This is a genomic window from Streptococcus sp. HMSC061E03, assembly GCF_001813505.1.
Classification (GTDB): Bacteria; Bacillota; Bacilli; order Lactobacillales; family Streptococcaceae; genus Streptococcus.
The window spans coordinates 18,334-33,979 of sequence record NZ_KV812792.1; the positions used below are offsets into that span (position 1 = coordinate 18,334).

Here is a 15,646-nt window from a genome sequence, read left to right on the forward strand (position 1 = left end):
GCTTGTGTCTGCCTCTTCTAAAACATCTACCACAATCCCTTGAATGAGGCGATTCCCTTTACCAAAGGGGACATGAACTCGCATACCTGCCTCCACCATATCCTCAAATTCTAATGGAATCTGATACGAATAGGGTTTATCTGTCTGCATCAATGGGACATCTACGATGACTTTTGCTATCACTTTTTCACCTCCAGCCTCTATTATATGAGCTTTACTTTATCACGGAACCCTTTAAATAGCAAAAAATAAGATTGAGAAGCCCCCAACCTTAAATTTTTTCACCATCTTCTTTTTCTTTGGCAATTTGTTCCTTAATTTTGCGCTCTTCTTCTTCTTTGCGAATCCGCTCTGCTTCAATCCGACGACGAAGCGCTTCACGTTTTGCTTCCGGATCCGGGTGAACAACTACGTTTCCAGACTCGATTTCTTCAAGCGCTTGTAATGTTGATTTAACTGATTGGAATTCTTGAGTTGGTACTGCACCACTTTCCAATTCGTGGGCCCGTTTTGCCAAAAGAATAACCAATGAATATTTTGATGGTACTTTGTCAAGCAATGTATCAATAGAAGGTTTTAACATCATATTCCTATACCTAATTTCTAATTATTTATCTCTTCACAATAGTTTGTGTTTTCGGCAACATATCCAGATAATGGCCAATGACACGGTCTACACGGAAATGCTCTGCTTCGATCACACGTTTGACACGCTCAGCAGCGAGAGGAACCTCGTCGTTCACAATGGCATAGTCATATTCACGCATCATGGCGATTTCTTCTTTTGCTTTTTCAATCCGTTGCGCAATGACTTCTGCACTATCTGTCCCGCGACCCACTAATCGATCTTGCAATTCATCCAAATCAGGCGGAGTTAGGAAAATAAAAACTGCATCTGGAACTTTCTTCTTTACTTGAAGTGCACCCTGAACTTCAATTTCAAGGAATACATCGATTCCCTTGTCCAAGGTTTCATTCACATAGGTTAAAGGAGTCCCATAGTAATTTCCAACGTACTCAGCGTACTCCAACATTTGCCCTTGACGGATCAAATCTTCAAATTCTTCACGTGTACGGAAAAAATAGTCGACACCATCCACTTCACCTGGACGTTGTGCACGCGTCGTCATCGATACAGAATACTGAAACTGATTGTCCGAGTTTTCAAAAATTTCTCGTCTAACCGTTCCTTTTCCAACCCCCGAAGGGCCAGAAAATACGATTAATAAGCCACGATCCGCCATGATTTCTCCTTCAATGTCTTTCTATCTAGTGTAACAAAAATCGGCCTAATTTTCAACTGATTTTTTCATTCAAAAAGCTTGAGATGCTAGATCTCAAGCTTTTTGTTTATTTTGCGTAATCGACTGCACGCAATTCTCGAATAACGGTAACCTTAATGTTTCCAGGATATTCCAGATTGGACTCGATCTTCTCACGAATATCATGAGCCAAGATCGTCACTTTATCATCCTTGATTGCCTCAGGGCTAACCATAATACGGATTTCACGACCCGCTTGAAGGGCGAAACTTGTTTTAACTCCTTCAAAACTATTTGCAATCTCTTCAAGATCTTGCAAGCGTTTGATGTAGCTTTCAAGTGACTCACTTCGTGCTCCAGGTCGAGCTGCACTCAAGGCATCCGCTGCAGCGACAATGACTGCAATGACACTTTCTGGTTCCACGTCACCATGGTGACTGGCAATAGTATTGACCACCACTGGGTGTTCCTTGTACTTCCGTGCCAATTCAGTTCCAATCTCGACGTGACTTCCTTCCACTTCACGGTCAATCGCTTTACCGATATCATGTAAGAATCCTGCACGTCGTGCCAAAGTAGCATTTTCACCCAACTCGCTAGCAATAATACCAGAAAGTTTGGCAACTTCAATGGAGTGACGCAAAACGTTTTGACCATAAGAAGTACGGAATTGCAACCGTCCCATGATTTTCATCAAATCTGGATGGAGGTTTGGCGCACCAATTTCATAGGCAGCCGCTTCACCGTATTCACGAATCCGGTTGTCAATTTCCTGACGGTTCTTCTCAACCAGCTCTTCGATACGGGCTGGATGGATCCGACCATCTTTGAGAAGGCTCTCCATTGTCATACGGGCGATTTCACGACGAATCGGATCAAACCCTGACAAGGTCACCACTTCAGGCGTATCATCAATAATCACATCGACACCTGTCAAGCTCTCAAAGGTACGAATATTGCGACCTTCACGACCGATAATCCGACCTTTCATACTATCGTCCGGCAAATGAACGGTTGAATTTGTTTGCTCAGCAACAAAATCAACCGCCATCCGTTGCATGGCTTGGACGAGAATGTCTTTTGCGATTTTATCAGAACGTTCTTTCACTTCCAATTCAGCATCACGAATCCGTGAGGCAATTTCTTTTGAAAGTTGCTCTTCCGTCTGACTCAAAATAATGTCACGCGCTTCTCCTTGACTTAGAGCAGCGACACGTTCCAGTTCTTCTACTTTCTTGTGTTCAAGCTCTTCCAGCTGTTGTTCACGCGTATCAATGTGTTTAGTTCTATCTGTAAGACTTTGCTCTTTGTGTTCAAGAGACTGTTCTTTGCTTGTTAAAATGTCGTCTTTGCGATCAAGATTGCTAGCACGTTCTGCCAAACGGCTTTCTAATTGCTTCAATTCTTGTCGTTCTGACTTAAACTCAGCATCGACCTCTTCACGATATTTTCTGGCTTCTTCCTTTGCCTCCAAAAGTGCTTCTTTTTTAAGTGAACTTGACTCATGCTTCGCCTCTTTTAAAATCAAATCGGCTTCGCGTTCAGCCTGTCCACGTAAATTCGTTGCTTCTTGTTCAGCATTCAAAAGGGTGAGTTCCGCAGCTTCTTTTGAAGCTTTCATTTTAAGAGCAGTTCCCACATATCCAATGACTAAACCAATGACCGCGGCAAAAACACCTGTAATAACAAAATTCATGCTTTTACCCCAAATCTATTTAATTAGTTGAATTAAAAATTCTTTTACATTTTACCATAAATTACTAAAATTAACAATCTAAAAAAACAGGAAAAACCTTTTATATTTTTGCTTAACACTTGTTCTTTTATCGACTTTTCTTTCATGGAACCTCTGTGAGACATTCATTTATTTCCACTTTGTTGAATCTACTTTTTTATGCTATAATCAAGAAAAACAAAGAAGGATTTGAGTATGACAAAAGAAGTAATTGTTGAAAGTTTTGAATTGGACCACACGGCTGTGAAGGCTCCCTATGTACGCTTGATTGGGGAAGAAACTGGACCCAAAGGAGATATCATCTCTAACTTCGATATTCGTCTGGTGCAACCCAATGAAAATGCGATTCCAACGGCAGGGCTCCACACCATCGAGCATCTTCTTGCAATGCTTATTCGCAAACGCATCGATGGTATGATTGATTGTTCCCCATTTGGATGTCGCACCGGTTTTCATATGATCATGTGGGGACAGCATTCAAGTACGGAAATTGCTAAAGTAATCAAAGATTCTTTAGAAGAAATTGCATCTGTCAGCACTTGGGAGGATGTCCCAGGCACAACCATTGAGTCTTGTGGAAATTACAAGGATCACAGCCTCTTCTCAGCCAAAGAATGGTGTCGCCTGATTCTAGATCAAGGAATTTCGGACGATCCGTTTGAACGTCATCTTGTTTAATACGAAAAAGAGGCTGGGACAAAAGTCCTAGTCTCTCAATTATTTTTGGATTGTCAAGCAAGACGCAGTTGTTGAGTGGGCTCTAATACGCTGATTTCATCAGCTTATACAGGCCTACTCAACTGTGCGAAGGTGGGACGACGAAATCGAATTCTAACGAATGACCGATTTCTGTCCCACTCTCTTTTTTATTGTCATTTTTCCCAGAAAAGGGATGTCTGATCAAGCATTAATAATCCAGAGCATCTGAATGACCTTTTCCGTTTCCTACGAAATAACCAGTTTTGGCATTGATACTAAAGAGATAGGTTCCATCTGGTTTGAAGAGGTTGTAATAGCCATTACCGTTAATGATATTGACACGCTCTAAAATGTATTGATTGCCAGTGATATGTCCACGTTTACGAGCAATATTCAATACTTTTTCAAGGATCCCATCACCAAATACCCAAGCTGGGTTATTGACATCATTGATAGCTGCTTGGTTATATGGCACACGGCTCAGGTTCCGCTGAAGTGGGACACCATCGCTTGGAAGACCGTACCCTGAATAGCCTGGACTTGCCGTTCCTGCACCACCTGTAGCAGCATTGACAGTTGGGGCCGTAGGCGTTGCTGCTTGAGCTGGGGCTGGAGTTGCATTAGAAGTATCTGTACCACCTGTTCCAGTCACTGGTGCCGGTGTCGCAACTTGTTGTGAACGTCCTTGCGCAACCGCTTCATTCAATAAGCTATCTAATTTTTCATTGCCTGTCTTTGTTTCTGCAAAGGTCGCATCACTTTTCGCTTTGGCAGTTGCATCAAGAACTCCATCTTTGATGACTGGAGAACTAAATTGAGAATTCACTTTTTGAATAGCAGAAACTTGCTTCACAAGGTCTTCATATTTTGTTTTAGCCGCATTATAATCACTGCTTCCTTCTAATTTGTCCAGCAGTTTCTTCAGATTTTCCAAGTCTCCGAATTTATCATTTTTAAGAGCACTTTTTGATTCATCTACAAAAAAGGCATCGTAGGCTTTGGTAAACTCTTCCAATTTTTGAGCCTGTGTTTCACTGCTACTTGATTTAGAAGTAGAATATGACTTGCTAGATGAAGACGATACAACAGTTGTACCACCAGATTTTCCACGACTGTGCATCCAGTTATAGGTCACAAAAATGGCCGACCCGACAATCGCTAGACCTAATGCAGAGTATAGAACTGCTTTGATTCGTTTACCCGCATTGCTTGGTGTTTCCTCAGGAAGGTCCTCTGCTTCTACAACTGGTTCAGTTGGTGTGGGTCCAAATTTAATCTTAGCAGGTAATTCTGTTGAGATAGCATCCATTTCAGGTCTTTGTTCCAAGACCGTTTCCGTTACTTCCGGTGCCTCCACTGCTTCAGATACTTCAGCAACTGTTTCTGTAGCTGCCAACTCTTCAGCTTTAGCCAATTCTTCTTTGGCCAAAATTTTTGTATCGTATTTTTCAGCTTCAATTTCAGCTCGGTGTTGTTTGATGTATTTGTCTAAGACATTATCACCTTCCGTTACACCTGCTTCGATTTCTTCTGCCTTTCGATTGGCTTGCCCAATCGTCATCTCTTTAGCATCTTCAAACTCTAAAATTGATTCTGTTTCTTGCTCTAATGGCTTATTATCCTTCTCTGTCATAAAAATCCTTTCTATGCCTTTATCTGCCGTTTTACTCGTTCCCCAAAATATTGGTAGAGATCAACTTTTAGGGTTCCGTTATAAAGTTTTCGTTTTTTATCTGCTTTACTACCGAATTTAGATTCAAAACCTTCATCACTGGTTAAGATAAATTTACTCCAGGTTTTGAGAGGTGCAAATACGTGCCCCATTTCAGTATACAATTTCGTCACACCCTCATCATCGGATAAGCGTTCTCCATATGGAGGGTTGGAGATAATCACCCCGTTGATCTTATCTGAGTGAAGATCTTGGACTCGCATTTGTTTGAAAGTAATGTCACTGCTAACGCCCGCTTTCTGGGCATTTTCTTTGGCAATCTCAACCATCCGTGCATCGATATCGGTTCCCATAATATCCAATTCGATCTCGCGATTGATTTTTCTGCTTGCTTCTTGACGGACTTCATGAATCAAGCGATCATCCATCCAGTTCCATTCTTCAAAAGAAAAGGTCCGACGTAAACCAGGTGCCATATTTCTCGCAATCATCGCTGCCTCAATACAAAACGTTCCAGAACCACATGTCGGGTCAATCAAGGGCTTATCTGGATACCAGTTTGACAGCAGAAGAATTGCCGCTGCCATATTTTCCTTAATAGGGGCTCCCCCTTTTTCAGTCCGATAACCACGTTTGAAGAGGCTACTACCAGTGGTGTCAATCAAGACAGTGGCTTGGTCTTTAAGGATCGATACTTCGATCTTGAACTCTGCCCCATTTTCCATGAGAGGAACACCTTCTGGTCGGGCATAGTGTTTTTGTAACTTTTTAACCACTGCTTTTTTCGAAATGGCCTGAACGCTAGGTTCATTATGGAGTTTTGATTTGACACATTTAGCCTTAGAAATAGGAAAACGTGCTCCTAAAGGCAAATAGTTTTCCCAATCCAAAGCAAAGACACCTTGAAAGAGTTCTTCAAAGGTTTTGGCTGGAAAAGTCCCAACCACAATTTTCACTCGATCAGCCGCGCGCAACCAGAGATTGGTCTCTATGATTGCTCGACGGTCTCCTTGAAATCGAACCCGTCCATTTTCAACCTGGCAATCGTAGCCGAGATCGCGTAGTTCTCGACCAACAACAGCCTCTATACCAGCAGCGGCCGTTGCAATCAATTCAAATTGTTTTTTCATCTTATTCCTATCACTTTAAAAAAGGAGGTTGAGATCTCTCTCCACCTCATCAACCTATATGCAATTTTCTATAAGCCATGTTTTGTTCCAGAAATGACTAGGTACCATTTCTTTCGATAATCATCTGTCTACTGTTTCCAGTCAGAATGCTATGTTCGTTTCCACGCATTCCATGCCCCGACCAAAGTTTGGGTTGCTAGCTTGAGGGGTTTACCGCGTTCCACTTTTTAGGTTTCCCTAAAAACTACGTCACTGTGGCACTTTCAGAGTTACTAGAGCTTATCCTTAGACTTAGCTCCTTCACTCGCCGTAACTTGAATACCAAGTCCCTAGGCTTATGGATTCACCTAGCACAAACACTACAGGCATCACAGCCTGTGCTAGCATGGACTTTCCTCATGAGAGTATTTTCTCACGCGATTATCCAAAAATTGCACAATCTATGGGATTAATAATCGCGATCTACGATCTGTTTCCCAAAAACTTCTTTTTCCAAACGATTGAGACGTTTGAGAATATCAAAGTTCGTCGCTGTTGTCACTTGCGGGTATTCTTGCGTAGCAGTGCTAGCAATCGGAGATGTTTGTGGTGTTTCCTGTGCTTTTTGGGCAAGTTCTTCACGAAGGCGTGCGTTTTCTTCACGCAATTCCTTCACCAAAGCAGCATAGGTTTCATAGTCTTTTATGACATCATCCAAAAATTCATTTACTTCATCTTTATTATAACCACGAACTTCTCGTTTGAAATCTTGATCAAAAATATCTTTCGCAGTAAAAATAATACTCGCCATTACTCTCTCCAATCTAGTTCATCATCTCAATTATATAAAAAAATGGTAAGAAAAATCAAGGTATAACACTTAGTTTTCGTAAAAATTTTCAGCAAGTTCATTTAAGTCATCAAAACTTAATTGTTTGACATAAAATGGTTCTTTTTCTACCATCATTTTGTAAAGATATTTTAAATTGGTTTCATTTTCTGGATCATAAAAAACATAAGCTCCATCCGCGTTATCTATCAAAAACTGATTGTATTCTTTTAGTTGACCCGGATTGCTATAGTGTGGATAGGCATATTTCACGAAATCCACCTGTTTGAAGCGTGCTAATAATTCCTGATTGCTTTCATTCCAATTTTCGCCAACATTCTCAAATAGGAAGATCGTCGCCATTTGAAAATCGTAATCTTTTTTTAATGCAAAGGCGACCTCTAGTACCCAAGCCTCAAATCCCAAATTACCAGAAAAGACCAGCCATTTCACTCCTTCTTCAAATAGACGACGAAGATCTCTTTCAATGGCTTTTTTGATAATGGTCAGTCGAGGGTCTTTATTGGAAAAGACTCCCACATCAAAACTCTTATAACCTGCAACAAGTATGGTATTCATTTTTTCCTCATTATTCTAATTTATGATATAATAGAGTGATGTAATTGTACCAATAAGGAGAACTATGGTCAACTATCCACATAAAGTAGCCAAAAAAACCTTGGTCTCTACACAAAGGAAACATCCAGTCGACTTTGCGAATCGTGGGATGACATTTGAAAAAATGATCAATGAAAGCAATCAATACTATCTTTCTCGAGGTCTAGCAGTCATCCATAAAAAACCAACACCGATTCAAATCGTGAAAGTGGATTATCCACGTCGCAGTCGGGCAAAGATTGTTGAAGCCTATTTCAGGCAAGCCTCAACGACGGACTATTCTGGAGTATACAAGGGACGCTATATCGATTTTGAAGCGAAGGAAACACAGCAAAAGCAATCCATGCCGATGAAAAATTTTCATCAACATCAAATCGATCATATGGAGGCAGTTGTTCAGCAAGGCGGTATCTGTTTCGTTCTCTTGCATTTTGCAAAGTTGAGTGAAACCTACTTACTTCCTGCTCCTGCATTAATTCACTATTACAACATCGATCATGGTAGTAAATCCATGCCCCTCTCCTATATTCAGGAGCACGGCTTTCTAGTAGATAAGAATCGTCTTCCAAGCGTTCCTTATCTTGATATTATCGAACAGAAACTTCTAGGCGGTATTTAAATGAATAAACAAACAGTCATTCAATGGTTGAAATATGTTGCCATCGCAGCCATTTCATTTTTCTTACTTTTATTTGTCCTCGGTGGACTGATATTTAGTTACTATGCTATGAAAGCACCAACCTTGTCTGAAAAAGATTTGGTTGCAACAACATCTAGTAAGATCTATGACAACCAAAATAACTTGATCGCGGATTTGGGAGCTGAGAAACGAATCAATGTCACAGCCAATGAAATCCCTACTGATTTGGTCAATGCTATCGTTGCGATTGAAGACCACCGTTTCTTCAATCACCGTGGGGTCGACATCATTCGGATCGGCGGTTCCTTCCTTCACAACTTACGAGGAGGAAGTCAAGGTGGGTCAACCTTGACGCAACAATTGATCAAGTTAACCTATTTCTCCACTTCAGCCTCTGACCGTACCCTCTCTCGTAAGATCCAAGAAGCTTGGTTAGCAACCCAACTAGAAAAGAAAGCAACCAAACAAGAAATCTTGACCTATTACGTCAATAAAGTATTTATGGCGAATGGGAACTACGGAATGCAGACAGCTGCGAAAAGTTATTACGGAAAAGATCTAAAAGATCTTTCGCTCCCTCAATTGGCACTCCTTGCGGGGATGCCCCAAGCACCAAACCAATACGATCCATACTCCCATCCTGAAGCAGCGCAACAGCGCCGAAACTTAGTATTAAAAGAAATGCTCGATATGAAGACCATTTCTAACAAACAATACGAAGCAGCGGTCAATACACCTGTTACAGATGGTCTGCAAAGTCTCAGTTCTTCAAGCAGTTACCCAGCCTATATGGATAATTACCTAAAAGAAGTGATCGAGCAAGTCGAAGAAGAAACGGGCTACAATTTGTTGACAACCGGAATGGATGTCTATACAAACGTGGATACAGAAGCTCAAAAGAAACTATGGGATATCTACAATACAGATGAATATGTCAATTACCCGGATGATGAAATGCAAGTAGCTTCTACCGTTATTGATGTCAATACTGGTAAAGTCATTGCTCAGCTGGGTTCTCGTCACCAATCCAGCAATGTTTCCTTTGGTACAAACCAAGCGGTTGAAACGAACCGTGACTGGGGTTCAACAATGAAACCAATCACAGATTACGCACCAGCTCTTGAACATGAGGAATATACCTCTACAGCAGCTACTACAACAGATGCGCCATACAACTTCCCTCATTCATCAACGCCTGTCTACAACTGGGACCGTTCATACTATGGTAGCATGTCCATTACCTACGCAATTCAACAATCTCGTAACGTGCCTGCGGTGAAGGCCCTGGAAAAAGTTGGTCTTAAACAAGCTAAGAAATTCCTCAATGGATTAGGGATCGATTACCCAGAAATGGTTTACGCCAACGCTATCTCGAGTAACACTAGCGATTCTAGCAACAAATACGGAGCCAGCAGTGAGAAAATGGCAGCTGCCTATGCTGCTTTTGCCAATGGCGGTACCTATTACAAACCATCCTATGTTAGTCGGGTTGTCTTTAGTGATGGCACAACCAAGGAATTTGAGTCCGAAGGAACTCGTGCAATGAAAGCAACAACTGCCTACATGATGACAGATATGATGAAGACAGTTCTCTTGTCTGGTACCGGTACAAATGCTGCCATTTCGGGAATCTACCAAGCTGGTAAGACAGGTACATCAAACTATGCTGATAACGAAATCGGTAAATTGACAAAAAATGCTTATTCAAATATTGTAACACCGGATGAATTGTTTGTAGGCTACACTCCTGAATATGCCATGGCAGTATGGACAGGTTATTCCAATCGCTTTACACCAGTATTGGATAATGGAATACAGGTCGCAACGGATGTCTACCGTCAAATGATGCTCTATCTTGCTAATAATAATAACTCTGGTCATACGGATTGGACGCAACCAAGTGGACTGTATCGAAGTGGTTCTTATCTCTACTTAAACAATGGTAAGAACAACTACAATAACTACTACTATGAGCCAAGTTATTCCACTGATCAGTATTCGTATGAAGAACCATCGTCTAGCTCTTCGAACGAAGAAAATCAATCTAAACCATCTGAGCCTTCTTCGCAAGACTCTAACAATCATAACGAATAATAGAATGGAGAAGTCGGGCTTTTGCCCGGCTTTTTTTAAAACAATGGTTAAAAAACCAGAACGAATAAAATCTGATTTATTTAGTTAGACTTCCCAGCTTTTTTATTTTTGAGTATATAAAAAAAAGAGCCTTTCGGCTCTTATTAGAATGTAGACAAACTATTTTAAAGCAAAATAAGTTAAGTGATTCTGCAAAAAACAAAATTGAGTTCCAATATTTAAATCGATTTAAGAAAATACTGAAACTTTCCGCTGTGAGAAAAGTGCTTGAAACGTTATTGTTTCAGGCACTCGGAATTATTGAGACCTTAGACTCAATAATTAGTCATGGAACTTTAAAGAAGTTCGCTGACGTCCGTACTCACCTAAGGAAAGTTTTTAAGATATTTTGTCTTCAATCTGAAAAGAGCCTTTCGGCTCTTTTCTATATCATTATTTTGCTAAAGCTCCCATTGGATCCCACGGTGCTAGGACAATTGGTTCTGCTTCATAGGCTGCTAATTCGTCTGCTGTTAGGAATTCTTTACGAACCACGATTTGATAGGTATATTCATCCATCCAAGCATCAGAAGCCACAAAGTAACCATCTGTACCGACCTTGTCTCCCCATGAATTTTCAACCTTCCATTTACGAGGCTGACCTGCTTCGTCTAAATCAACCCCTGTCAAGACCATAGCGTGTGTCATGAGACTTTCTGCATAGTCCAAGCGACCCGCCTTGTCTTGTGTCAAATGAATGTCCATGCCTGCTTCAAAATCGTAGACATCTGTTGCCAGGATTCCGGCTTTACGGTTGCTGACTTGGCCTACATCTGAACCAAACCAGACAGTTTCTCCTGCTTTCATTTGAGCAATAGCTAATTCTTTCAATCGATCCATTGGAACATTTAGGTAGCGGACTGGACGGCTACCAACCACATTGCCCAGCATATCTACGGTGTAAGATTTTCCATATGGCTTATCTGTAGTTGGGGCATTGATAATGGAGACGTAATCGTCTAATTGAAGGTCTACATATTTTTTGTAGAAGCTTTGTGGAGTTAAGCCACTTTCGGTATGGAATTGGTTGTCCTTATCACGGTATGAAAAGTCAAATTCACGCGGAGGCAATCCTAAAGACATAGCCAAGAAGTTAAAGATTTCTTGCAACAACGCTTGTTTCTTGCTCGCAACTGCCTCACTATCTGCGCCTGAGTGAATCAAGTCACGCAAGATTTGCGCATCTTGACGCAAGAGTTTATTGAGGTAGGTGTTCAATTCCCGGCTATTACTTGAAGAAATCGATTCCGGATAAACTGATTTTGGAACCACTCCGTATTTCTCAAAGAGGGATACCACCATATCCCATTGACCACCATCTTGTTGTGGGGTTTGTAGGAGAAAAGCCACCTTACGGCTGGTCAATTCTTGATCTGCTGTAGCAATCACTTGCTCCAAAAACCAGTTTGATTTTTCATACTTATCCCAAAAGAAAGTATGTGCTTGAGACAATTCAAAATCCTCCAATTGGAAGCTTGAAATCATCTTGTGACGGAAGGTATTTAAAGCCGCAAACATCCAACAACGTCCAGATGCTTTTTGGTTTGTCACCTTATCCTTGGTCAAATCAAGTGAAAAAACTGGTGTATTTTCTACTGCACTCTTGCGCGTTTCAAGCGATGCATGGATCCCATTGTGGGTAACAGCATTTTCAAGAGCCGCATATTTCACATTTGCTTCATAATTAGCATAGAGCTGGTCTGTAAATTCTTTCGTTAATTCTGACATAGCAATCTCCTTTTTTCATTATTTACTATTATAATCCTTTGAGCAGAATCTTCAAGTAAAAATCACCCTATAGAGAGGGATTCTGTTTAGAATAGATGATTTTATCCCCGCAATATCCTTTGCGTTGAATGGCATGAGGGATGGTTTCTACATACTGCATTCCTGCCTTTTCCATGACTTTCCCTGAAGCAGGATTTAAACTGACATAAGTGGCTTTGATTTCTTTAAATCCGACTTTGTTCAATAAGAAATCCAAAACAGCTATGACGGCTTCTGTCATGAATCCCCGCCCCCAGAATTTCTTGCCAAGGATATAACCTAGCTCGCATGATTGACTTTCCTGGTCTTGAGAAACCACACTAATATCTCCAATTACCTGATCCAGTGATGTTTTCAAACAAAGCGCCCATTTATAAGTATCTGGTTTACGATACTGTTCGATCCATCTTTTGATCGATTCTCTGGTTCTCTCAGTAGATGCATGGGCATCCCAAGTGACATATTTCAGGGTTTCAGGATCCGAAGCCCAATTTTCAAACATCGCTGGTGCATCTTCCAAAACGAAAGGCCTCAAGTATAAATGCTCTGTCTCTATGACAAGACTTCCAAGATGATTCATAGATTGTCTCCCTTCATTTTTTCATGCAACTTGAACGTTGCAAGTTGGTTACTTTAATCTAGAAGAAAAGGACGGATGAAATCGCCCTTCTTTTTGATGCTTTTCACAATATTGTATGGTGAGACTACGAAATCGAACTCTGCGAGTTACCGATTTCTGTCTCGTTTTCCTATTTTAAGACTCGGGCTAAAAAGGTCCAGTGGACCTTTTTACTCCCAGAAATGATCAAATACTGTGATTGGCAGGTGGCGTTTGTGTTGGCCTTTGTACCACCATTTTTCAATAGTGGCTTGAGCTTCTGGGCTCACTTGTTTGCCTTCTAGGTAATCATCGATTTCATTATAGGTGACACCCAGCGCTACTTCGTCTGCTATTCCTGGTTTTTCTTCTTCCAAATCTGCAGTTGGGATTTTCTCATAGAGAGCAGGATCAGCTCCCAAGGCTTTAAGCAATTGTTTTCCTTGGCGCTTGTTCAAACGGAAAAGGGGTAAAATATCTGCACCACCATCTCCAAATTTTGTGAAGAAACCTGTAATATTTTCCGCTGCATGGTCCGTCCCAATAACGGCTCCACTCCGCGCACCTGCTAAAGCATACTGAGCAATCATGCGACTGCGAGCCTTGATATTGCCCTTGTTGAAGTCGGAGATATCCGTTCCTGTTGCTTCGACAGCGCGTTCCATGGCATCAACTGATTCCTTGATGTTAACGACTAGGCTGACATCTGGCTGGATAAAGGTCAAAGCTTTTTGAGCATCTTCTTCATCTGTCTGTACCCCATAAGGAAGGCGAACAGCAATAAATTGATAGGAGGCATCTCCTGTCTCTGAGCGCATTTCTTCCATGGCTAATTGAGCTAATCGCCCAGCAAGAGTCGAATCTTGTCCTCCTGAGATCCCTAATACAAATGTTTTCAAGAAGGGATGTTTTTTTAGATATCTTTTTAAGAAATCAACCGAGCGGCGAATCTCTTCCTGAGGATCAATGCTAGGCTTGACACCCAATTGTTGGATAATCTCTTCTTGCAAACTCATTTTGCTTCTCCTTCTCCATTGGCCTTGTTACGCATTTCCTCGATTAGATCCATCTTATCCTGCCAAATATCTTTTGCCAAGTCAACTGGGTAATGCTGTGGATTAAGGACACGCTTGTATTCATCCCACAATTGATCGTAATTTTTACGAGCATATTCTTGAATTTCTGATAATGGTGGTAGTTGATAAACCAATTGCCCCTCTTTAAAAATATCCACTAAAAGAGGAATAGCCTCAAAGTTTCGGACCGTTTTATTGATGTAGGTATAAGTCGGATGGAACATTTTAAGTTCTGTCAGTTGAGAAACATCTACTCCATCATAAGTAATGTAGTCCCCTTCTGACTTACCTTTTTCACGACTGGTAATCCGCCAGATTTGCTTTTTACCTGGAGTAGAAACTTTCTCTGCATTATTAGAAAGCTTGATGGTATTGATCATCTCTCCTGCTTCGTTTTCAACAGAAACAATTTTGTATACCGCCCCAAGTGCTGGTTGATCGTAAGCCGTAATTAGTTTGGTTCCCACACCCCATACATCAATTTTTGCTTTTTGCATTTTTAAGTTGAGGATGGTATTTTCATCCAAGTCGTTAGAAGCGTAGATTTTAGCATTTGTAAACCCAGCCTCATCTAATTGCTGGCGAACTTTTTTAGAAATATAGGCAATATCTCCTGAATCAATCCGAACGCCTAAGAAATTGATCTTCTCTCCCATTTCACGCGCTACCTGAATAGCTGCTGGTACCCCAATACGAAGGGTATCATAGGTATCGACGAGGAAGACACAATCTTTATGGGTTTCCGCATAGGCCTTAAAGGCTTGGTAGTCATTTCCATATACCTGTACAAGAGAATGGGCATGGGTTCCTAAAACAGGGATTCCAAAGAGTTTTCCTGCCCGAACATTACTAGTCCCATTAGCACCTCCGATGACTGCCGCACGAGTTCCCCAAATCGCAGCATCCATTTCTTGCGCGCGACGTGTCCCAAATTCCATCAAAGGCTCATCTTCAATGACCGAACGAATGCGTGCAGCCTTTGTGGCTATCAAGGTTTGAAAGTTGACTATATTTAAGAGGGCTGTTTCCACCAATTGACACTGAGCCAGAGGACCTTCGACCTGGACAATTGGTTCATTGGCAAAAACTAAGTCACCTTCTTGAGCCGAGCGTACCGTCAATTCCAACTTGAGATCACGGAGATATTCCAAGAAGGCTCCATGATAACCAAGTGACTCTAAATAGGCAATATCGCTCTCAGAAAAACTCAAGTTTTCCAAATATTTCACAATTCGCTCTAAGCCAGCAAATACAGCATAGCCGTTTTTAAAAGGCTGTTGACGAAAATACACTTCAAATACAGCATGTTTATTGTGGATACCTTGATCAAAATAGACCTGCATCATGTTGATTTGGTATAAATCAGTATGCAACGTTAAACTGTCATCTGGATACATATGAATACCTCTTTTTTTAGATTTGTTCTATGAATTCCTACCATAAAATTAGTACCATTATAGCACATTTCAGCCCCATTGAATACTGAAAGGAAAGCACAAAAAAAATCT

The 15,646-nt window shown here is 41.1% G+C and carries 15 protein-coding genes and 1 other RNA gene; 3 read left to right on the plus strand and 13 right to left on the minus strand.

What is annotated here, in order from left to right; all coding sequences use genetic code 11:
* From HMPREF2917_RS11535 to HMPREF2917_RS07400, 4 genes are all read right to left on the minus strand, one after another.
* On the minus strand, positions 1-150 hold a 150-nt coding region (locus HMPREF2917_RS11535; RefSeq protein WP_371106498.1), incomplete at its 3' end, for a primosomal protein N' family DNA-binding protein.
* Between the two features lie 121 nt (positions 151-271).
* A complete protein-coding gene (gene rpoZ, locus HMPREF2917_RS07390) occupies positions 272-586 on the minus strand; it encodes a DNA-directed RNA polymerase subunit omega (protein ID WP_070589960.1) in 315 nt (104 codons plus the stop codon).
* A gap of 25 nt (positions 587-611) precedes the next feature.
* Positions 612-1,244, minus strand: coding sequence for a guanylate kinase (gene gmk / locus HMPREF2917_RS07395; protein ID WP_003003905.1), 633 nt, complete (start codon positions 1,242-1,244; stop codon positions 612-614).
* 106 nt (positions 1,245-1,350) lie between these two features.
* A complete protein-coding gene (locus tag HMPREF2917_RS07400) occupies positions 1,351-2,958 on the minus strand; it encodes a ribonuclease Y (protein WP_070589963.1) in 1,608 nt (535 codons plus the stop codon).
* Positions 2,959-3,192: 234 nt separating this feature from the next.
* On the opposite strand from HMPREF2917_RS07400, the gene HMPREF2917_RS07405 reads away from it, so the two are divergent.
* Positions 3,193-3,675 carry an S-ribosylhomocysteine lyase gene (locus tag HMPREF2917_RS07405; protein ID WP_049474465.1) on the plus strand — a complete coding sequence of 161 codons (483 nt, stop codon included), beginning with the start codon at positions 3,193-3,195 and terminating at the stop codon, positions 3,673-3,675.
* Between the two features lie 229 nt (positions 3,676-3,904).
* Here HMPREF2917_RS07405 and HMPREF2917_RS07410 read toward each other — a convergent pair whose 3' ends face one another.
* The 5 genes from HMPREF2917_RS07410 to HMPREF2917_RS07430 all read right to left on the minus strand — a co-directional run bounded on the left by HMPREF2917_RS07410 (position 3,905) and on the right by HMPREF2917_RS07430 (position 7,885).
* Positions 3,905-5,329 carry a cell division site-positioning protein MapZ family protein gene (locus HMPREF2917_RS07410; protein WP_070589966.1) on the minus strand — a complete coding sequence of 475 codons (1,425 nt, stop codon included), beginning with the start codon at positions 5,327-5,329 and terminating at the stop codon, positions 3,905-3,907.
* Between the two features lie 11 nt (positions 5,330-5,340).
* Positions 5,341-6,498 (minus strand): THUMP domain-containing class I SAM-dependent RNA methyltransferase, encoded by a 1,158-nt coding sequence (locus tag HMPREF2917_RS07415; RefSeq protein WP_023920295.1) that lies wholly within the window; start codon positions 6,496-6,498, stop codon positions 5,341-5,343.
* Positions 6,499-6,564: 66 nt separating this feature from the next.
* Positions 6,565-6,930: RNase P RNA component class B (gene rnpB, locus HMPREF2917_RS07420), an RNA gene on the minus strand.
* A 16-nt stretch (positions 6,931-6,946) separates the two neighbouring features.
* Positions 6,947-7,288 carry a cell division regulator GpsB gene (gene gpsB, locus HMPREF2917_RS07425; protein ID WP_049496141.1) on the minus strand — a complete coding sequence of 114 codons (342 nt, stop codon included), beginning with the start codon at positions 7,286-7,288 and terminating at the stop codon, positions 6,947-6,949.
* 69 nt (positions 7,289-7,357) lie between these two features.
* Entirely contained in the window at positions 7,358-7,885 is a 528-nt protein-coding gene (locus HMPREF2917_RS07430; RefSeq protein WP_023920293.1) for an SLOG family protein, read from the minus strand.
* A 64-nt stretch (positions 7,886-7,949) separates the two neighbouring features.
* On the opposite strand from HMPREF2917_RS07430, the gene recU reads away from it, so the two are divergent.
* Complete coding sequence (recU, locus tag HMPREF2917_RS07435) at positions 7,950-8,543, plus strand: Holliday junction resolvase RecU (protein WP_003010355.1); 594 nt, start codon at positions 7,950-7,952, stop codon at positions 8,541-8,543.
* Positions 8,544-10,658 (plus strand): penicillin-binding protein PBP1A, encoded by a 2,115-nt coding sequence (gene pbp1a, locus HMPREF2917_RS07440; protein WP_021154545.1) that lies wholly within the window; start codon positions 8,544-8,546, stop codon positions 10,656-10,658.
* 432 nt (positions 10,659-11,090) lie between these two features.
* On the opposite strand, the gene pepC is transcribed toward pbp1a, so the two are convergent.
* From pepC to HMPREF2917_RS07460, 4 genes are all read right to left on the minus strand, one after another.
* Complete coding sequence (gene pepC, locus HMPREF2917_RS07445; protein ID WP_009732326.1) at positions 11,091-12,425, minus strand: aminopeptidase C; 1,335 nt, start codon at positions 12,423-12,425, stop codon at positions 11,091-11,093.
* A 67-nt stretch (positions 12,426-12,492) separates the two neighbouring features.
* Complete coding sequence (locus HMPREF2917_RS07450; protein WP_031575284.1) at positions 12,493-13,044, minus strand: GNAT family N-acetyltransferase; 552 nt, start codon at positions 13,042-13,044, stop codon at positions 12,493-12,495.
* Between the two features lie 209 nt (positions 13,045-13,253).
* Positions 13,254-14,078, minus strand: a complete 825-nt coding sequence (gene nadE / locus HMPREF2917_RS07455) for an ammonia-dependent NAD(+) synthetase (RefSeq protein ID WP_031575281.1) — start codon at positions 14,076-14,078, stop codon at positions 13,254-13,256.
* Positions 14,075-15,535, minus strand: a complete 1,461-nt coding sequence (locus HMPREF2917_RS07460) for a nicotinate phosphoribosyltransferase (protein ID WP_070589968.1) — start codon at positions 15,533-15,535, stop codon at positions 14,075-14,077. Before HMPREF2917_RS07460 ends, nadE begins: the two co-directional genes overlap by 4 nt.
* Between the last annotated feature and the right edge of the window lie 111 nt (positions 15,536-15,646).